This is a genomic window from Pseudomonas sp. Pseusp49 (assembly GCF_059491875.1).
This window is the reverse complement of record NZ_CP168514.1, coordinates 134,674-154,589: the sequence shown is the minus strand read 5'-3', so window position 1 is coordinate 154,589 and position 19,916 is coordinate 134,674. Positions and strand designations below refer to the sequence as shown.

The following is a 19,916-nucleotide window of genomic DNA, read 5'->3' as shown; positions in this document are numbered from 1 at the left end:
CTGCGCCTCACATCCTCCGAATCGCACCCACAAAAAAGCCGCCCCGAAGGGCGGCTTTTTCGTTAGCTCAATCCAACACTTACAACTTCGGACCCGCAGCCTTGATCGCGTCGCTCACTTCGAACTTCTTGAAGTTCTCGATGAACAGGCCGGCCAGTGCTTTGGCGGCTTCGTCGTAGGCGGCTTTGTCGGCCCAGGTGTTGCGTGGGTTCAGCAGGCCAGTCTCAACGCCCGGTACGGCCACTGGCACGTCGAGGTTGATGGTGTCCAGGTGCTCGGTCTCGGTACCGATCAGCGCGCCGCTCTGGATCGCTGCGATCACGGCACGGGTGGTCGGGATGTTGAAGCGTTTGCCGACACCGTAGCCACCGCCGGTCCAGCCTGTGTTGACCAAGTAGACCTTGGAGCCGAAGCCGCGGATGCGCTTGATCAGCAGCTCAGCGTATTCGCCGGCCGGACGCGGGAAGAACGGTGCGCCGAAGCAGGTGGAGAAGGTCGACTTGATGCCGCTGCCCGAACCCATTTCAGTCGAGCCCACCAGTGCGGTGTAGCCGGACAGGAAGTGGTAGGCCGCTTGTTCTTCGTTGAGGATCGACACTGGCGGCAGCACGCCGGTCAGGTCGCAGGTCAGGAAGATCACAGCATTCGGCTCGCCACCGAGGTTCTTCTCGGAACGCTTGGCAACGTGCTCCAGCGGGTAGGCGGCGCGGCTGTTCTGGGTCAGGCTGACATCGGCGTAGTCGGCGTGCTTGGCGTCGTCGATAACGACGTTTTCCAATACCGCGCCGTGCTTGATGGCTTTCCAGATAACCGGCTCGTTCTTCTCGGACAGGTCGATGCACTTGGCATAGCAACCGCCTTCGATGTTGAACACCACGCCTTCGCCCCAGCCGTGTTCGTCGTCACCGATCAGGTAACGGCTTTCGTCGGCGGACAGGGTGGTCTTGCCGGTACCGGACAGACCGAAGAACAGGGTCACGTCGCCCTCTTCGCCGATGTTGGCGGCGCAGTGCATTGGCAGTACGTCGGAAGCCGGCAGCAGGAAGTTCTGCACCGAGAACATGGCTTTCTTCATTTCACCGGCGTAACGCATGCCGGCGATCAGCACTTTCTTCTGTGCGAAGTTGATGATCACGCAGCCGTCGGAGTTGGTGCCGTCACGCTCTGGCACGCACTCGAAGTTGGCAACGTTGAGGACCTGCCACTCGTCACGACCCGCCGGGTTGTACTGAGCCGGGTTGATGAACAGGCAACGGCCGAACAGGTTCTGCCAGGCAGTCTGGGTGGTCATCTTCACGGCCAGGTAGTGCTCGGAAGCCGCACCTACATGCACGTGGGAAACGAAATGCTCTTGCGCGTTGTTGAAAGCCTCAACACGGTCCCACAAGGCGTCGAACTTGTCGGCCGGGAACTTGCGGTTGATCGGGCCCCAGGCGATGGCGCCTGTGGTGCTCGGCTCATCAACGATAAAACGATCGACTGGCGAACGGCCGGTACGGTGACCGGTACGAACAACCAGTGCGCCGGTATCGGCAAGCTCGCCTTCACCGCGATTGAGGGCTTCTTTAACCAGATCATCAACACTCAGATCGGTGTACACGGCATTGTTGGCTTGCGTCATGAGGTTCCCCGTCGGCCAGTGGCCGAGTGCTCCAAACGTTTTTGTAGTAGAAAGTCGTGCACTACTACCGCGAAAAAAGTGGGCCGGATTATGCCAGAAAAGCCCAAAAAAAGTAGGCCCCTCCTGTCGTAACGGCGTTAATCCGGCGGTAGCCAGTGAATTTACCTGCGCTGAACCGTTTTAGTGACGGGTATCTGACGGCGTCTCGACACCCGCGCCGGCGAACAATTGGGTGACATCGGCGGCATCGAATAGGTAGCGCTGGTTACAGAACTGGCAATCGATTTCGATGTTGCCACCGTGCTCGACCACCAATTGCTGCGCATCTTCCACACCCAGACTGACCAGCGCATTGGCCGAACGTTCGCGCGAGCAGCTGCAACGGAAGCGCAACTTCTGTACATCGAACAGACGCACCTGCTCGTCGTGGTACAGGCGATGCAACACGGTTTCGTTGTCCAGGCCCAGCAGTTCATCGGCGGTCAGCGTGCCGCCCAGGGTAGTGAGGTGCTGCCAGCTGGCGGCGCGCTCGTCTTCGTCCTTCAAACGGTCGGCAGGCAGCTGTTGCAGCAACAGGCCACGGGCGCGACGGCCGTCGGCGTACAGCCAGAAACGCGTGCCGACTTGCTGTGACATGACGAAATAGTTGGTGAAGCATTCCGACAGGGTGGCGCCGTCGAGGTCGACGATACCCTGGTAACGCTGGCCCTGAGTCGGGTCGATGGTCAATGCCAGCACGCCGTCCGGCATCAGGTCGGCCAGGGTCGCGTCAGGTGCGATACGGTCCGCTTCGTAACGGGCCAGGCCTCGGATCTCGCGCTCGCTGGAGCACTCGATCATCAGCAGCGGGATCGGGCCTTCGGAACGGGCCTGCAGAATCAGCAAGCCATCGAACTTCATCGCGCCGACCAGCAACGATGCAGCCGCCATCAGCTCGCCGAGCAGTTGCGCGACCGGCTGCGGGTAGGCGTGTTTGGCCAGGACTTCGGCGTAGCTGAGCTCCAGCGAGACCAGCTCGCCACGGGTGTCGCTGTCATCGAAGATGAAGCGTTGGGTGAAGTCGTTATCCGGTAGGTCAGTCATTAGTCTGGGTATCTGAATGGGTAGCAATGGGTTACAACGGTGAAAATCGCGCGTTGGCAGCACCGTTGGGTGCGCAAGCTCAGTCATGTCCGGCATTTTAGGAGCAATCCGCGGTTTGCTCCAAGCAAGGGGGGCGATGCGCAATCCTTGCCCGCTGATGCTACCGGCCTTTTGGTTATGGCCTATGGATCAGAGGCTGTGGTGATTTTCGACGAGTGGCTGTTCAACCGCTCGATGTGCCGCTGGCGAATCACCCGATATGGTTGCTAACCAGGGCAATTGCAAGTGCCTTTAAAAGATCGCAGCCTTCGGCAGCTCCTACATGGGTTTGTGCGGATCCCTGTAGGAGCTGCCGCAGGCTGCGATCTTTTAGCCATCGTTGCTGCTGCCACGAAACTTGAACAGATCCCTTCGCTGTTTCTTGCTCGGCTTGCCATCGGTGCTCACGCCCAGGGCGCCTGCCTTGCGCTCGGCGGCGGCGTTTTCGCGCTTGGCGATGCTGGCTTCCGTTTCGGCGTACAGCATCTGCGCCTCAGGTGCGCCACGGCGCACGATCGACAACGCCTGGACCACCACCGTGCGCTCCTCGAAACCGGTGCGGATCACAAACTCGTCGCCGACCCGTGGCTCTTTACCCGGCTTGCAGCGTTCGCCCCGGCAGTGCACCTTGCCGCTTTCAATCGCCGCCTTCGCCAGGGCACGGGTTTTATAGAATCGTGCAGCCCACAACCATTTATCGAGGCGGACTTTGTCGTCCTCTTCGTTTTTTTGTGCCATGGGATTTCCTCATTCTGAAATATTGGTGAACTGTACTACCGTTTCTGACGTACCAAGAATTTCACCGGCTCGGATTACAATACCGACATTCCATAACCTCCTTGCGAGGCTGGAAATCCGGGCCGTAGATATCTGTCGCCTTTTAATCATTATTCTGCGTGAATACCGCGAATCCGGCCGCATGCGGCCCGAGCGGTTACTACCGGTTGAGCACTTTTGAAGACATTTGACCATTTGACCGTTGTCGGTCTGCGCGAGTGGGTGGCGCTCCCGGATTTGGGAGTCGCCGGCCTTCGGGCAAAAATCGACACCGGTGCCAGCACCTCAAGCCTCCACGCCACCGACATCGAGCTGTTCGAGCGCGATGGTGAGCAGTGGGTGCGTTTTACCGCCCACCTGGGCTCCGTCGTACAACTGCGCCACCGACGCTGCGAAGCACCGTTGGTGACGATGAAAACCATTAAAAGCTCAAACGGTCACGCGCAGGTGCGATACGTGATCAGCACTACCCTGGCCCTCGGTGATCGGGTCTGGCGAGTCGAGTTCACGCTCGCCTGCCGCAAGTCCATGCGTTATCGCCTGCTGCTCGGCTCCAAAGCCCTGATCCACGGCCAGTTGGTGGTCAATCCGGGCATCAAGTATGTACAAGACAAGCCGGTGTTCCCGGTATCTACCTCCTCCACAGGTGTTGCATGAAGATCGCTGTGCTGTCGCGGAACCCGCGTCTGTATTCCACCCGCCGCCTGGTTGAAGCCGGTACTGAACGCGGCCATGAAATGGTGGTGGTCGACACCCTGCGCGCCTACATGAACATCGCCAGCCACAAGCCGCAGATCCACTACCGCGGCAAGCCGCTGGAAGGTTTCGATGCGGTGATTCCACGGATCGGAGCGTCCGTGACCTTTTATGGCTGCGCCGTGCTGCGCCAGTTCGAAATGATGGGGGTGTTCCCGCTCAACGAATCGGTGGCCATTGCCCGCTCGCGGGACAAGTTGCGTTCGCTGCAATTGCTGTCCCGTCGCGGGATCGGCTTGCCGGTGACCGGGTTTGCCCACTCCCCCGATGACATCCCCGACCTGATCGAAATGGTCAACGGCGCGCCGCTGGTGATCAAGGTGCTGGAAGGCACTCAAGGCATCGGCGTGGTGCTGTGCGAAACCGCGACCGCCGCTGAATCGGTGATCGAGGCGTTCATGGGCCTCAAGCAGAACATCATGGTTCAGGAGTACATCAAGGAAGCCGGTGGTGCAGACATTCGCTGCTTCGTCGTCGGGGACAAGGTGATTGCGGCGATGAAGCGCCAGGCCAAACCCGGCGAGTTTCGCTCCAACCTGCATCGCGGCGGCAGCGCGAGCCTGATCAAGATCACGCCGGAAGAGCGCATGACGGCGTTGCGTGCAGCCAAGGTCATGGGGCTGGCGGTGGCGGGTGTGGACATCCTGCGCTCCAATCACGGGCCGCTGGTGATGGAAGTGAACTCGTCACCAGGGTTGGAAGGGATCGAGACCACCACTGGCAAGAATGTCGCGGGGATCATCATTGAGCATCTGGAGAAGAATGGCGGGCCGAATATGACGCGGACCAAAGGCAAGGGGTAAAAGCAAAAGATCGCAGCCACGGCAGCTCCTACAGGGTACGCATTCCCATGTAGGAGCTGCCGAAGGCTGCGATCTTTTCAGCCGTTAAACCGCATCCCTCGGCAACATCAACCCCAACGGCAAGCGCACCCGCGCTTCCAGTCCACCGCCCGAGCGGTTGCGCAGTTCAACATTCCCGCCATGCATCGAAGCAATCCGCTTCACGATCGCCAGCCCCAACCCGGTGCCCTTCCCGCCCCGGGCACGATCACCGCGGGTGAACGGGTTGAAGATCGCTTCCAGTTCCGACGGATCGATCCCGGCACCACGGTCCATGACGCTCAGCACCACATACGGCGCGCTGGTGTCCCCGGACACGTAGGCCGCCACCTCCACGCCACTGCCGGCATGATGCAGCGCATTGCCGATCAGGTTGTTCAACAGTCGTTTCATCGACACACGACGCAACGGAAACGGCTGAATCGGCTCCAGGCGCAGCCGCACTTTTTCTTCGGTCTGGTTATACGGCGCAGCGACTTCGCGGACCAGGTCGCTCAGGTCAACCTCCTCCACCGACTCGTCGCGCCCGTCACGAATGAACGCCAGGAACTGATCGAGAATCGCGTCCATGTCTTCGATATCGCGCACCATGTCGTCGGTCAGGTCGGTGCGATCGCCCATCAACTCCAGGGACAGACGCAAACGGGTCAAGGGTGTGCGCAAATCATGGGAAACCCCGGCCAGCATCAGCTCACGCTCGCGACCGGCCTGCTCGACGTCTTCGGCCATCTGGTTGAAGGCGCGGTAAACCTCGGTCATCTCACTCGGCGTATCGCTGATCGGCAGACGCACGCTGCGTCCCTGGCCCAGTTGCCGCGCGGCATACACCAGACGTTTCAAAGGTTGATTGAGCTGGCTGACGAAGATCCACGCAGACGCCGTGGACAGCAGACCGATAGCAAGGAACCAGCCGAGCACATTCCAGATTTTCTGGCCACGCAACGGGTGCGGATATAACGGCACTTTCAGCCAACCTTCACCCAGGCTCGGCGCACGAACCCACAATGCCGGGGGAGAATGCATGCGTAGTCGCACTTCGGTGTCCGGCCCCAGCTCGGTCTGCATCTGTCGCTGGTAAATCTCACTGTAAGGCCAATGTTGCTCGCCTTCCGGGACACCGGCGCCCACTACCCGAATCAGGGGTGCACTATCGGCGATCTTGGCGCGGTTCTCTTCATCAGCCGCCCAGTAGGCACGCAGTACCAGGGCGACACCGTGGCTGTACTGGCGGTCCACCAGCACATCTTCGTTCATCAGCAGATAAACCAGGGTCAGCGCCTTGGAGAAGAGAACGACGATGAGCACCAGCCAAAGGGTGCGGGAGAAGAAGCTCTGGGGGAACCAAACGGGGGTTTTCATGGATAACCGTTAAACACTTGCAGGAGAGAGCGATGCTCGCATATTGCGGTTTGCGAGTCTGCGGACAGGATCGAATGATCCGATGTCCGCACGACCCGCTCCTACAAATCGCCAATCACTTGGTGGCGGTACCATCCGGAACAAACACATAACCCACGCCCCAGACGGTCTGGATGTAACGCGGTTTGGACGGATCGGGCTCGATCATCCGGCGCAGACGGGAAATCTGCACATCGATGGAACGCTCCAGGGCATCCCACTCGCGGCCACGGGCCAGGTTCATCAGTTTGTCGCGGGTCAGCGGCTGACGCGCGTTCATCACCAGGGCCTTGAGTACCGCGAACTCGCCGGTGGTGAGCATGTGCACTTCTTCGCCACGCTTGAGCTCGCGGGTGGCCAGGGACAACTCGTAGTCACCGAAGGTCACGCTTTCGTCTTCGCTGCCCGGGGCGCCTGGCACCGGGGCCGACTGGCGACGCAATACCGCCTTGACGCGAGCCATCAGCTCATCCGGGTTGAACGGCTTGGCCAGGTAATCGTCGGCACCCAGTTCCAGGCCCTTGATGCGGCTCAGCTCGTCGCCCTTGGCGGTGAGCATGATGATTGGAATCTGGTTGTTCGCGTTGCGCAGGCGGCGGCAGGCGGTCAGGCCGTCTTCGCCGGGCAGCATCAGGTCGAGGACAACCAGGTTGAACACTTCGCGCGCCAGCAGGCGATCCATTTGCTCGGTGTTCGGTACGGCGCGGGCGCGGTAGCCCTTGCTGACGAAAAAACGTTCCAGCAGGCTGCTCAGCCCCGGATCGTCGTCAACGATAAGAATTTTCTCGCCTTCAGCAGTTTGTGCAGTGCTGCTCATTGGATGCTCCTTTGATCTCGGCGCGCATTATGGCGTAGCTGCCGTTATACGCACCGTGTGCATTGTTAGCAGATTTTTCCTTTAGTGCCAGGAAACCGGCCATTGCACCGGCAATCCATGATGTCCCCGAACGACAGATCGCTGGTTATAATGCGCGGCCTTTTGTGTCAGGCAACATCAGACAGGTACTACAGGCAGACGCCATTTATTTTCATGGCGTCGGCAGTAATTGTTCGATTTCACGGGTCAACGGGATACCTTTTGATCCAGGTAGCGGCGCAGGCCAGGCCGCTCAACCAGACTCGCCGAGCCCTTATCCTTGAGCCTGCGAGCCTGCTTTCACAATTTGTCAGGTGGTTTTATGGACAGCATCAACAGCCGCATCGCCGAGGAACTCGGTGTACGCCCACAACAGGTCGAAGCGGCCGTCGCGCTACTCGATGAAGGCTCTACCGTTCCCTTCATCGCCCGTTACCGGAAAGAAGTGACCGGCAGCCTCGACGATACGCAATTGCGTCATCTGGAAGAGCGCCTGCGCTACCTGCGAGAACTCGACGAACGGCGCATCAGCATCCTTGCCAGCATCGAAGAGCAAGGCAAGCTGACCCCACAACTTGAACGCGACATCAAGCTCGCCGACACCAAGACCCGTCTCGAAGACTTGTACCTGCCGTACAAGCAGAAGCGCCGCACCAAGGGCCAGATCGCCCTGGAAGCCGGCCTCGGCGAACTGGCCGACGGCTTGTTCAACGACCCGTCCCTGAGCCCGGAAACCGAAGCCGCCCGTTTCATCGACGCCGAAAAAGGCGTGGCCGATGTGAAGGCAGCCCTCGAAGGTGCCAAGTACATCCTCATGGAGCGCTTCGCCGAAGACGCCGGCCTGCTGGACAAGCTACGCAACTACCTCAAGCAGGAAGCCACCCTCAGTGCCCGCGTGATTGCCGGCAAGGAGGAGGAAGGCGCCAAGTTCCGCGACTACTTCGAGCACGACGAACCACTGAAAAGCATGCCGTCGCACCGCGCGCTGGCGATTTTCCGTGGCCGCAACGAAGGCATCCTCAGTTCCGCGCTGAAAGTCGGCGACGAACTGCCGGGCACCATGCACCCGTGCGAAGGCATGATCGGCCAGCATGTCGGCATCCAGAACCAGAACCGCGCCGCCGACAAATGGCTGGGCGAAGTGGTGCGCTGGACCTGGAAGGTCAAGCTCTACACCCATCTGGAAACCGACCTGCTGGGCGAGCTGCGCGATGGCGCGGAAACCGAAGCGATCAACGTGTTCGCCCACAACCTGCACGACCTGCTGCTGTCGGCCCCGGCCGGCCCGCGCGCGACGCTGGGCCTCGACCCGGGCCTGCGCACCGGCTGCAAGGTGGCGGTGGTTGATTCCACTGGCAAGCTGCTGGATCACGCCACGGTTTACCCGCACGTGCCGCACAACAAGTGGGACCAGACCATCGCCGTACTCGCCGCCCTGTGCGCCAAGCACTCGGTGGACCTGATCGCCATCGGCAACGGTACCGCCAGCCGCGAGACCGATAAGCTCGCCGCCGAGCTGATCAAAAAATACCCAGCGATGAAAATGACCAAGGTCATGGTCTCCGAGGCCGGTGCATCGGTTTACTCGGCGTCGGAGCTGGCTTCCAAAGAATTCCCGGACCTCGACGTATCGATCCGTGGCGCCGTATCGATTGCCCGTCGCCTGCAAGACCCGTTGGCCGAGCTGGTGAAGATCGATCCAAAATCCATCGGTGTCGGCCAGTACCAGCACGACGTGTCGCAGCTGAAACTGGCCCGTGGCCTGGATGCAGTGGTCGAGGACTGCGTGAACGCCGTCGGCGTGGATGTGAACACCGCGTCCGTGGCGCTGCTGGCGCGCATCTCCGGTCTCAACGCGACCCTGGCGCAGAACATCGTCAGCCACCGCGACGAGCACGGTGCGTTCAAGACCCGCGCAGCGCTGAAGAAAGTCGCGCGCCTGGGTGAAAAAACCTTCGAACAGGCGGCCGGATTCCTGCGCGTGATGAACGGAGACAACCCCCTGGATGCCTCCGCGGTGCACCCGGAAGCCTACCCGCTCGTGCAGCGTATCGCCGCCGAGACTGATCGCGATATCCGTTCGCTGATTGGCGACAGTGGTTTCCTCAAGCGCCTGGACCCGAAAAAATTCACCGACGAAACCTTCGGTCTGCCAACGGTCACCGACATCCTTCAGGAACTGGACAAGCCCGGCCGCGACCCACGCCCCGAGTTCAAGACCGCCGAGTTCCAGGAAGGCGTCGAAGACCTCAAGGACCTGCAACTGGGTATGATCCTCGAAGGCGTAGTGACCAACGTGACCAACTTCGGTGCCTTCGTCGATATCGGCGTGCATCAGGACGGTTTGGTGCATATCTCCGCACTTTCGGAGAAGTTCATCAAGGATCCGCGTGAAGCGGTGAAGGCCGGTGACGTGGTGAAAGTGAAGGTCATGGAAGTCGACATCCCGCGTAAACGCGTGGGCCTGTCGATGCGCATGAGCGACACCCCGGGCGAGAAAATCGACGGCGCTCGCGGTGCGCGTCCGGGGTCGGCGCCACGCCAATCCCAGAACACTGCACCGCGCAAGGAAACCACGGCAGCCGCGCCGAGCAACAACGCCATGGCTTCACTGTTCGCCAATGCCAAGCAGTTGAAGAAACGCTGATGGACATTCCCGCCGGGCTGACCGAAAGCGCGTTTTTCAAGCTGCTCGGCTGCCGCTTGCACAGCCTGGAAACCGGGGTGGCGCAAGTCGCCCTGGCGCTGGAGCCCGAACTGCGCAATCGCGGCGGCAAGCTGCACGGCGGGGCCTTGTTCAGCCTGGTGGACATTGCCATGGGGCTGGCCTGCTCCAGCACCCACGGCTTTGACCAGCAGAGCGCGACCATCGAGTGCAAGATCAACTATATCCGCGCCGTCTCTGACGGCGAGGTGATGTGCACGGCGCGGGTGATCCACCCGGGTCGCCGCACATTGGTGGTCGAGGCTGATGTGATGCAGGGCGACAAACTGGTCGCAAAAGCACAAGGCACGTTCGCTGTCCTGTAGCTAGATGTCATCGATTTGAGTTAATTTCAGCGCAACGCAACTTGTGGGAGCGGGCTTGCCCGCGATGGCGGTGTGTCAGACCACATAAATGGTGACTGACACTCCCTCATCGCGGGCAAGCCCGCTCCCACAGGGAACGTGCAGTTCTTGAAAATCGGCATATGGCCTGTCAGGCTCAAAAACCAGGCGAAAACGCCAGTTTTAACTTCACCCTTGTAGACCGTCTTGCCCACCCCCATATTGGGGCGACTGACGCGTGAAGGAATCCAACTTGAGCGAACTTCTCAACCGCCGCCTGGCCCTGCTCGGCGAGCGCGCTAACCTCTCTCTGCTCGAACAGTGCCTTCACGGCATCGAACGTGAATGCCTGCGCGTGACCGGCGAAGGTCGCCTGGCGCAAACGCCGCACCCGGAAGAATTGGGTTCCGCGCTGACCAACGAACAGATCACCACCGACTACTCCGAGTCGCTGCTGGAGTTCATCACGCCGGCCCTGCCAGACCCGGCGGACACCTTGGCGAGCCTGGACAGCATTCACCGTTTTGCCTACAGCAAGCTCGGCAACGAGTATCTGTGGAGCCCATCGATGCCGTGCCCGTTGCCGGCCGAGGAAGACATCCCGATCGCCTATTACGGCACGTCCAACATCGGGCAGCTCAAGTACGTGTACCGCAAGGGCCTGGCCCTGCGTTACGGCAAGACCATGCAATGCATTGCCGGCATCCACTACAACTTTTCCCTGCCGGAAAAACTCTGGCCGCTGCTCAGGCAGGCCGAAGGTTTTGTCGGCACCGACCGCGATTTCCAGTCGTCGTCCTATATCGCGCTGATCCGCAACTTCCGCCGCTACAGCTGGCTATTGATGTACCTGTTCGGTGCGTCGCCAGCGCTGGACGCCGGTTTCCTGCGCGGCCGTTCGCACCAGTTGGAACAACTGGACCCGCACACCCTGTACCTGCCGTACGCCACCAGCCTGCGTATGAGCGACCTGGGTTACCAGAGCAACGCCCAGGCCGGCCTGACGCCCTGCTACAACGATCTGGCCAGCTACACCGACAGCCTGCGCAAAGCGGTGGCCACGCCGTATGCGCCGTACGTCGAAGTCGGCACCCACCAGGATGGCGAGTGGGTGCAGCTCAACACCAACATCCTGCAGATCGAAAACGAGTACTACTCCAACATCCGCCCGAAACGCGTGACCTACACCGGCGAGCGGCCGATCCAGGCGCTGATGGCCCGGGGCATCCAGTACGTCGAAGTACGCTGCCTGGACATCAACCCCTTCCTGCCGATGGGCATCGACCTTACCGAGTCGCGCTTCCTCGATGCGTTCCTGCTGTACTGCGCGCTCAACGACAGCCCGCTGCTGACCAACACCAGCTGCGGCAACGCGACCTCGAACTTCCTCAGCGTGGTCAAGGAAGGTCGTCGTCCAGGCCTGCAACTGCAACGTGACGCTCAGCCGGTTGATCTGAAGGAATGGGCCGGTGAGCTGCTGGAAAAAATCGCTCCGCTGGCGGCAATGCTCGACCAGAGCCATGGCGGCGATGCCCACAGCAAGGCGCTGGACGCCCAGATGGCCAAGGTCCGGGACCCGTCCCTGACGCCGTCGGCCCAGGTGTTGGCGGCCATGGCCGAGCACAAGGAGAGCTTTGCCCAGTTCTCCCTGCGCCAAAGCCAGGCGCACGCCGAGTTCTTCCGCAGCGAGCCGTTGGCGGCTGAGGAACAAGCGCAGTTTGAAGAGCGGGCGCGTTCATCGCTGGCTCAACAGGCTGAGCTGGAACAGAACGAAGTCGGTGATTTCGATGTGTTTGTCGGGGCGTACCAGGCGAGCATTCTGGCGATCAGTAATTAATCATCGCCTGTAAAAAGATCGCAGCCTTCGGCAGCTCCTACACGGAGTCCCGCAGGTTGCGATTTTTTTTGGCCGTACGCTGCCTCCGTAGGAGCTGCCGAAGGCTGCGATCTTTTGACCCTTTAACATTGCCCGCTCATAAGCTAATTCGAAAAAGTTATTTATTTTCGAATTCTTAGATCATTTAGTCTCTTTCTCACGCCGACATTCGGTCGCCTGACAAGGAGCTTTCTGATGAAACTGACTTTCCCTCTACGCTTGCTGGCGGCCGCAACCCTGGCTACCGCGACTTTCTTTGCCCAGGCGGCCGACGTCACCGTCGCCTACCAGACCACCGTTGACCCGGCGAAAGTCGCCCAGGCCGACGGCGCTTACGAAAAGGCCACCAAGGCCGATATCAGCTGGCGCAAATTCGACAACGGTGCCGATATCATCGCCGCCATCGCCTCCGGCGACGTGCAGATCGGCTACCTCGGTTCCAGCCCGCTGACCGCTGCCATCACTCGTAAAGTCCCGGTGGAAACCTTCCTCATCGCCACCCAGATCGGCGCCGCCGAAGCCTTGGTCGCCCGCGACGGCTCCGGGATCAAGACCCCGCAAGACCTGATCGGCAAGAAAATCGCCGTGCCGTTTGTTTCCACCGGCCACTACAGCCTGCTCGCTGCGCTGAAGCACTGGAACATCGATCCCTCGAAAGTCACCGTTCTCAACCTGGCGCCACCGGCGATCATCGCCGCCTGGAAACGCGGTGACATCGACGCCACCTACGTGTGGGACCCGGCTCTGGGCGTGGCCAAGGAAAACGGCAAGGTACTGATCACCTCCGGTGAACTGGCCAAGTTCGGTGCTCCGACCTTCGATGCCTGGATCGTGCGCAAGGATTTCGCCGAGAAGCATCCGGAGATCGTCACCGCGTTCGCCAAAGTGACCCTCGACGCCTACGCCGACTACCGCAAAGACCCACAAGCCTGGCTCGCCAACCAGGGCAACGTCGACAAGCTGGTAAAACTGTCCGGCGCCAAGGCCAGCGATATCCCACTGCTGCTGCAAGGCAACGTTTACCCGCTGGCGGCTGACCAGGTGCTTACCCTCGGCGCGCCGACCACCAAAGCCATCACCGACACCGCGGCGTTCCTCAAGGAACAAGGCAAGGTCGAGGCCGTGCTGCCGGACTACGCGCCGTACGTCAGCGCCAAGTTCATCACCAATTGATCGGGAGTTGACTGCGATGGCTTTGCTACAGCTGGAGCGCATCAGCGCACAGTACCCCGGCAACCCGGAACCGGTGTTGGCGGATATCTCCCTGAGCCTGGGGCCACGGCAATTGCTGGTCGCCCTCGGCCCGTCCGGCAGTGGCAAGACCTCGCTGTTGAACCTGATTGCCGGTTTCGTCGAACCCAGCGCCGGGCGGATCACCCTCGACGGCGTGCCCGTCAAAGGCCCGAGCGCCGAGCGCGGCGTGGTGTTCCAGGACGATGCGCTGCTGCCCTGGCAGGACGTACTGGCCAATGTCGGCTTCGGCCTGGAGCTGGCCGGTATTGCCCGGGACAAACGCGAAGCGCGTGCCCGGGAAATGCTCGCCCTGGTCGATCTTTCCGGCTTTGACCAGCGCCGCATCTGGCAGCTCTCGGGCGGCCAGAAGCAGCGTGTCGGCCTCGCCCGCGCGCTCGCTGCCGACCCGCGCGTGTTGCTGATGGACGAACCTTTCGGCGCCCTGGATGCCTTCACCCGCGAGCAGATGCAGGAGCTGTTGCTGCAAGTCTGGCAGCGCACCGCCAAGCCGGTGTTCCTGATTACCCACGACATCGAAGAAGCCGTGTTCCTCGCCACCGACCTGATTCTGTTGGCACCGAACCCCGGGCAAATCGTCGAGCGCCTGAGCCTCGACTTCGGTCAGCGTTATGCCGCCGGTGAGTCGGCCCGCTCGATCAAATCCGATCCGCGTTTTATCGAAACCCGCGAACACGTACTCGCCAAAGTGTTCTCCCAACGCAGCGCCGCCCAGCGGCAGGAGCGCGCATGAGCAGTTACGAAATTCCCGTCGCCGCGATAAAGCCAGGCACTCCTGTGCCTGCCGCACGTCGCCGCTTGAGCACTCGCTGGATCAGCGTGCTGACACTGGCCGCGCTCATTGTCATTTGGTGGGCCGTGACCGCGACCGGCTTGATCGAGCCGTTGTTCCTGCCGCCGCCCTCCGCCGTGCTGCAAAAAGGCTGGCTGCTGGCGACCTCGGGTTACATGGACTCAACCCTGTGGCAGCACCTCGGCGCGAGCCTGAACCGCATCGGCCTGGGCCTCGGCTTTGCGATTCTCACCGCCGTGCCGGTGGGCATCGCCATCGGTGTCAACCGTATCGCCCGTGGCGTGCTCGACCCGCTGATCGAGTTCTACCGCCCCATTCCACCGCTGGCCTACCTGCCGCTGATCGTGATCTGGTGCGGCATCGGCGAACTGTCGAAAGTGCTGCTGATCTACCTGGCGATCTTCGCCCCGATTGCCATCGCCACCGCCACCGGCGTGCGCACGGTCGACCCGGCCAAATTGCGTGCCGCGCAGTCGTTGGGTGCCACTCGCGCACAGTTGATCCGCCACGTGATTTTGCCGAGTGCCTTGCCGGACATTCTGACCGGGGTGCGCATTGGCCTCGGTGTCGGTTGGTCGACCCTGGTCGCTGCCGAATTGATCGCCGCCACCAGCGGTCTTGGCTTTATGGTGCAGTCCGCCGCGCAGTTCCTGGTCACCGATGTGGTGGTGTTGGGGATTCTGGTGATCGCACTGATCGCCTTCGCCATGGAAATGGGCCTGCGCGCCCTGCAACGCAAATTGGTGCCATGGCACGGCCAGGCCCACTGAAGCCTTTTCAGCCAGGAACAACCCCCTTTTTCAAATCACCCCCTGTAGGAGCTGCCGAAGGCTGCGATCTTTTGACCTTTCGGTTGAAGGGCAAGATCAAAAGATCGCAGCCTTCGGCAGCTCCTACAGGGGCGATGTTGTTCACGATAGTATTGAAGAGAAAGACCATGAGCCAGTTGACCATCGTCCCTTTGAGTTCTGCCCTCGGTGCGCAAATCAGCGGCGTCGACATCAGCCAGCCGCTGAGCGCGGAACAACGCGACGCCATCGAGCAGACCCTGCTCAAGCATCAGGTGCTGTTCTTTCGCGACCAGCCGATCACGCCACAGCAACAGGCGCGATTCGCCGCGAATTTCGGCGACCTGCACATTCACCCGATCTACCCCAATGTGCCGGAACAGCCGGAAGTGCTGATCCTCGACACCGCCGTCACCGACGTGCGCGATAACGCGATCTGGCACACCGACGTGACCTTCCTGCCGACCCCGGCCATGGGCGCGGTGCTCAGCGCCAAGCTGCTGCCGGAGTTTGGCGGCGACACCTTGTGGGCCAGTGGAATTGCCGCGTATGAAGCCCTGTTGGCACCGATGAAAACTTTGCTCGAAGGCTTGACCGCCACCCACGATTTCACCCGTTCGTTCCCACTGGAGCGTTATGGCAACACGCCCGAAGCGTTAGTCCAGTGGGAAGAAGCACGGCGCAAGAATCCGCCGCTGTCACACCCGGTGATCCGCACCCACCCGGTGAGCGGGCGGCGTTCGCTGTTCGTCAACGAAGGCTTCACCTCGAAGATCAACGAACTGTCGGAAACCGAAAGCGAGGCGATTCTGAAGTTTCTGTTTGCCCACGCCACGCGGCCTGAATTCACTATTCGCTGGCGCTGGCAGCAGGACGACATTGCGTTCTGGGACAACCGCGTGACCCAGCATTACGCGGTGGATGATTACCGGCCGGCGCGGCGGGTGATGCAGCGGGCGACGGTGTTGGGGGATGTGCCGTTTTTTTAGGATCAAAAGATCGCAGCCTGCGGCAGCTCCTACATGGATACGGGATCCCCTGTAGGAGCTGCCGCAGGCTGCGATCTTTTGCTTTTAAGCCTACTCCGCAGTCGAAGGCTTCTCCCAAAGATTGATCCCGCCCTCCTGGGCAAACCGGTCAATCTCCGCCAGCTCCTCTGCACTGAAGCTCAGGTTCTTCAACGCCCCGACGTTCTCGATGATCTGCTCCGGCCGGCTCGCGCCAATCAATGCCGAAGTGACCCGTGGATCACGCAGGGTCCAGGCCAGCGCCAGTTGCGCCAGGCTCTGGCCACGACGCCTGGCGATTTCGTTGAGTGCGCGCACCTGGGCGATGTTGGCCTCGGACAAGTGCGACGCCTGCAACGAACCACCCCCCGGACGATTGACCCGCGCATCCGCCGGCACGCCGTTGAGGTACTTGTCGGTCAGCAATCCCTGCGCCAACGGCGTGAACGCAATCACGCCCGTACCGAGTTCGTCAGTGGTGTCCAGCAGGTCTTTTTCCACCCAGCGATTGAGCAGGTTGTAGGCCGGTTGGTGGATCAGCAGCGGGACCTTCCACTCTTTGAGCAAGCCCGCCATTTCGCGGGTTTTCACCCCGGAATAAGACGAGATGCCGATGTACAACGCCTTGCCCTGCTGCACCGCGGTGGCCAGCGCGCTGGCGGTTTCTTCCAGTGGCGTGTCCGGGTCGAAACGGTGGGAATAGAAGATGTCGACATAGTCCACGCCCAGGCGCTGCAGGCTCTGGTCGAGGCTGGCCAGTACGTACTTGCGCGAACCGCCGCCCTGACCGTAAGGCCCCGGCCACATGTCCCAACCGGCCTTGCTGGAAATGATCAGTTCGTCGCGGTACTGCTTGAAGTCTTCACGCAGCAAACGGCCGAAGTTGATTTCGGCGCTGCCATAGGGCGGGCCGTAGTTGTTGGCCAGGTCGAAATGGTTGATCCCCAGGTCGAATGCCGTGCGCAACAACGCGCGCTGGGTATCGATCGGCGTGCTGTCGCCGAAGTTGTGCCACAGGCCCAACGACAGCGCAGGCAGCACCAGGCCGCTGCGGCCCACGCGGCGGTAAGGGATGGAGTCGTAGCGGTTTTCGGCAGCGGTGTAAGTCATCGAATCCTCTCTTGTCGGTCTTGAATCTGGTATCGACTGCTTCGCCAGTCGCCCAGCATACGCCCGGATCAACGCCAGAAAACCCGGGATTCGACTAAATGCTGAAACGTTTCACAGAAATTCATTCTGCCCGCACAATTGAACAGAACAGTGACAGGCTTGCGTGATCCGGGTCGACAGGAACACAGTCGCCAAAGCAACGAAGACGCGATAACGATCGCAAGGACGGAAGAAGCCATGCACACCACCATCATCATCACCTTCGGCCTGGTCCTGCTCGCGATGATGCTGTTCATCGGCGAGAAACTCGGCTTCAGCCGCCAGACACTCACCTACAGTTTCGTGATCCTGTGGCTGGCGCTGACAGTGATCAACGGCGCCATCGGCGTGGTGACCGCCGGCCAGTCGTTGAGTACGGAACTGGGGATCGGCACGATGGTGTTCAGCATTCCGGTGGCGGCGCTGGTGTTGTTCATGGTGCTGAGCGCCGAGAGCTGAAAAGCCCCGGCGCCCTGCCCGTGATCAACGCACCAGATGCAGGAACTGCATGTGCCGCTCGTACTGGTCGAGGATGTCGTTGATGATCTGTTCCTTGGTGTAGCCCACCAGGTCGTAGTCCTGGCTGCCCTCGCTCAAATGCACTTCGGCCCGGTAGTAACGGCGATTGTTGAGTTGCTTGGAACCCATGCCGCCACGGGCAAACGAAGGCGTGAAATAGCCGCGCATCTGCACCTGATAAACGAACGGATGCTGATCGCCGTGGCCGATTTCCAGGCTGACGCTGTCATGGGCCGGGTCCGGGTGCATGACCACGTGCAGCCCCTTTTCGCGGAACACCGCCGACACTTCCTCAATGGCCGGTCGCACCGTCGTATCGAGGAAGCGATAAACCTCGTCCCGCGACGGAAAATGCACGGCCTGGCTCAGGCGTTGACGCCAGCCGCCGCGTCGTGACCCGGACACAGGCGCCAACGAATGCATCTGCGCAATCTGCTTCTGCGACTCCAGATAAAACGCCTTGTGCAGCCCCCACATCATCAACAGCAAGATCAGTGAGAACGGCAACGACGTCAGGACCACCGCCGACTTCAACGCATCGATGCTGCCGGAAAACAGCAGCGCGCTGGTCACCAGTGCGGTCATTGCGCCCCAGAACACCCGCAGCCATTTCGGCCCGTCTTCATCGGGATTGCCGCCCTTGGCGGACAGCGTCGACAGCACCACCGTGCCAGAGTCGGCGGAGGTGACGAAGAACACAAAGCTGATGAACACCGTCACCGCGATGACGGTTTTGCTCCACGGGTAGGTTTCCAGCAGCAGGTAGAGCGTCATCGACGGATTGTCGATAGCCGACATGCCGAGCGCGCTCATGCCGTGGTTGAGCACTTGATCGATGGCGCTGTTGCCGAAGATCGACATCCACGCCAAGGTGAAGCCCAGCGGAATCAGCAGTACGCCGAAGACGAATTCACGGATGGTGCGGCCACGGGAAATCCGCGCGATGAACAAGCCCACGAACGGCGACCATGCGATCCACCAGGCCCAATAAAACACCGTCCAGCCGCCCAGCCAGTCGCTGGGTTTGTCGTAGGCGTAGAGGTCGAAACTCTTCATCGGCAAGGCGCCGAGGTAATCGCCGAGGTTCTGGATCAGGGTGTTGAGCAAGTGCTGCGTGGGGCCGGCAAACAACACGAACAGCAATAGCGCACAGGCCAGCAGCATGTTGATGTCGGACATGACCCGCACGCCCTTGTCGACGCCCGACACCGCAACGATGATCGCCGCGCCCATCATCAGGGTGATCAGGCCGACCTGAACCCACTGGGTGTGGGCGATGCCGAACAGGTAATCCAGACCCGAGTTGAGGTGCAGCACACCAAAGCCCATGTCCGCGCCGAGGCCGAACACCGTGGCGATGATGCCGAAGCCATCCACCGCGTAGCCGATGGGACCATTGATGCGCTTGCCGATCAGCGGATACAGCGCCGAGCGCAGGGCCAGCGGCAGGTTGTGGCGATAGGCGAAATAGGCCAGCGCCATACCGACAAAGGCGAACACGCCCCAGCCATGCAAACCCCAGTGCAAAAACAGAATCTGCATCGCCTGACGCGCCGCGTCCGCCGTGCCGGCCTCGCCTTGCGGCGGCTGCAACATGTGGGTCAACGGTTCGGACACACAGAAGAAAAACAGGGTGATGCTGATCCCCGCGGCGAACAGCATGCCGGCCCATGACAAATAGCTGAATTCGGGCTCGTCGTGGTCGGCACCGAGCTTGATCTTGCCGTAGCCGGACAAGGCGGTGACCACCACGAAGACCAGATACAGGGTCATCGCCAGCAGGTAATACCAGCCGACCGTGTTGGCCGCCCAGTTTTGCGCCGCCAGCAACCAGGCACCGGCCTGCTCGGGCATGGCGATGACAACGACACCAAACAACAGAATGAAACTCGCCGAGAACCAGAACACCGGCGGATTCATGCGGACCAGGCCGCTTGGAGGGATGGACGATGCACTCATGTACGGTGCACCTCGAAGGGGTAAAACGTGGCTGTAGAAATCGGACTCAGCAAAGGCAAGCCTCCTGTTGTGAGCGGGCAGCGAACCGCCGGTTTAACTTGAATGAACGTTCAAGTTAAACATGGATAGGGGGCTAAGGACTAATCGCAGGGCT

At 60.9% G+C, this 19,916-nt stretch carries 17 protein-coding genes; 10 read left to right on the top strand and 7 right to left on the bottom strand.

Translation table 11 applies throughout. The annotated features are described in order from the left end of the window. Positions 1 to 79: 79 nt before the first annotated feature. The 3 genes from ACEN83_RS00575 to ACEN83_RS00565 all read right to left on the bottom strand — a co-directional run bounded on the left by ACEN83_RS00575 (position 80) and on the right by ACEN83_RS00565 (position 3,481). Positions 80 to 1,621: a phosphoenolpyruvate carboxykinase gene (locus ACEN83_RS00575; RefSeq protein WP_495579228.1), complete on the bottom strand. Its 1,542-nt coding sequence runs from the start codon at positions 1,619 to 1,621 to the stop codon at positions 80 to 82. Positions 1,622 to 1,801: 180 nt separating this feature from the next. Further along, a complete protein-coding gene (hslO, locus tag ACEN83_RS00570; protein WP_015093022.1) occupies positions 1,802 to 2,704 on the bottom strand; it encodes an Hsp33 family molecular chaperone HslO in 903 nt (300 codons plus the stop codon). Between the two features lie 369 nt (positions 2,705 to 3,073). Then, positions 3,074 to 3,481, bottom strand: a complete 408-nt coding sequence (locus ACEN83_RS00565) for an RNA-binding S4 domain-containing protein (RefSeq protein ID WP_007972869.1) — start codon at positions 3,479 to 3,481, stop codon at positions 3,074 to 3,076. 216 nt (positions 3,482 to 3,697) lie between these two features. On the opposite strand from ACEN83_RS00565, the gene rimB reads away from it, so the two are divergent. Next, positions 3,698 to 4,177, top strand: coding sequence for a retropepsin-like aspartic endopeptidase RimB (gene rimB / locus ACEN83_RS00560; protein WP_007972870.1), 480 nt, complete (start codon positions 3,698 to 3,700; stop codon positions 4,175 to 4,177). After that, positions 4,174 to 5,079, top strand: a complete 906-nt coding sequence (gene rimK, locus ACEN83_RS00555) for a 30S ribosomal protein S6--L-glutamate ligase (protein ID WP_007972871.1) — start codon at positions 4,174 to 4,176, stop codon at positions 5,077 to 5,079. Before rimB ends, rimK begins: the two co-directional genes overlap by 4 nt. Positions 5,080 to 5,163: 84 nt before the next feature. On the opposite strand, the gene ACEN83_RS00550 is transcribed toward rimK, so the two are convergent. Continuing rightward, positions 5,164 to 6,477 carry an ATP-binding protein gene (locus ACEN83_RS00550; protein ID WP_007972872.1) on the bottom strand — a complete coding sequence of 438 codons (1,314 nt, stop codon included), beginning with the start codon at positions 6,475 to 6,477 and terminating at the stop codon, positions 5,164 to 5,166. 115 nt (positions 6,478 to 6,592) lie between these two features. Beyond that, positions 6,593 to 7,333 (bottom strand): osmolarity response regulator transcription factor OmpR, encoded by a 741-nt coding sequence (ompR, locus tag ACEN83_RS00545; protein WP_007972873.1) that lies wholly within the window; start codon positions 7,331 to 7,333, stop codon positions 6,593 to 6,595. Between the two features lie 361 nt (positions 7,334 to 7,694). Here ompR and ACEN83_RS00540 point away from each other — a divergent pair, with 361 nt between their 5' ends. The 7 genes from ACEN83_RS00540 (at position 7,695) to tauD (ending at position 16,117) form a co-directional block, all read left to right on the top strand. Beyond that, the gene (locus ACEN83_RS00540) at positions 7,695 to 10,019 is read left to right on the top strand and encodes a Tex family protein (protein ID WP_102673947.1); all 2,325 of its coding nucleotides are present in this window, start codon (positions 7,695 to 7,697) and stop codon (positions 10,017 to 10,019) included. Beyond that, the gene (locus ACEN83_RS00535; protein ID WP_007972875.1) at positions 10,019 to 10,402 is read left to right on the top strand and encodes a PaaI family thioesterase; all 384 of its coding nucleotides are present in this window, start codon (positions 10,019 to 10,021) and stop codon (positions 10,400 to 10,402) included. Before ACEN83_RS00540 ends, ACEN83_RS00535 begins: the two co-directional genes overlap by 1 nt. Positions 10,403 to 10,673: 271 nt before the next feature. Further along, the gene (gene gshA / locus ACEN83_RS00530) at positions 10,674 to 12,257 is read left to right on the top strand and encodes a glutamate--cysteine ligase (protein ID WP_495579227.1); all 1,584 of its coding nucleotides are present in this window, start codon (positions 10,674 to 10,676) and stop codon (positions 12,255 to 12,257) included. 234 nt (positions 12,258 to 12,491) lie between these two features. Then, positions 12,492 to 13,469: a taurine ABC transporter substrate-binding protein gene (gene tauA, locus ACEN83_RS00525; protein ID WP_495579226.1), complete on the top strand. Its 978-nt coding sequence runs from the start codon at positions 12,492 to 12,494 to the stop codon at positions 13,467 to 13,469. A gap of 16 nt (positions 13,470 to 13,485) precedes the next feature. Next, positions 13,486 to 14,280: a taurine ABC transporter ATP-binding subunit gene (tauB, locus tag ACEN83_RS00520; RefSeq protein WP_007972881.1), complete on the top strand. Its 795-nt coding sequence runs from the start codon at positions 13,486 to 13,488 to the stop codon at positions 14,278 to 14,280. Then, a complete protein-coding gene (gene tauC, locus ACEN83_RS00515) occupies positions 14,277 to 15,110 on the top strand; it encodes a taurine ABC transporter permease TauC (protein WP_495579225.1) in 834 nt (277 codons plus the stop codon). Before tauB ends, tauC begins: the two co-directional genes overlap by 4 nt. 167 nt (positions 15,111 to 15,277) lie before the next feature. Next, positions 15,278 to 16,117: a taurine dioxygenase gene (gene tauD / locus ACEN83_RS00510; protein WP_495579224.1), complete on the top strand. Its 840-nt coding sequence runs from the start codon at positions 15,278 to 15,280 to the stop codon at positions 16,115 to 16,117. A gap of 90 nt (positions 16,118 to 16,207) precedes the next feature. On the opposite strand, the gene mgrA is transcribed toward tauD, so the two are convergent. After that, complete coding sequence (gene mgrA / locus ACEN83_RS00505; protein ID WP_495579223.1) at positions 16,208 to 17,245, bottom strand: L-glyceraldehyde 3-phosphate reductase; 1,038 nt, start codon at positions 17,243 to 17,245, stop codon at positions 16,208 to 16,210. Positions 17,246 to 17,482: 237 nt separating this feature from the next. On the opposite strand from mgrA, the gene ACEN83_RS00500 reads away from it, so the two are divergent. Beyond that, positions 17,483 to 17,743 (top strand): hypothetical protein, encoded by a 261-nt coding sequence (locus tag ACEN83_RS00500; RefSeq protein WP_007972888.1) that lies wholly within the window; start codon positions 17,483 to 17,485, stop codon positions 17,741 to 17,743. Positions 17,744 to 17,767: 24 nt separating this feature from the next. On the opposite strand, the gene betT is transcribed toward ACEN83_RS00500, so the two are convergent. Beyond that, a complete protein-coding gene (gene betT, locus ACEN83_RS00495) occupies positions 17,768 to 19,723 on the bottom strand; it encodes a choline transporter BetT (protein WP_162130348.1) in 1,956 nt (651 codons plus the stop codon). Positions 19,724 to 19,916: the final 193 nt, after the last annotated feature.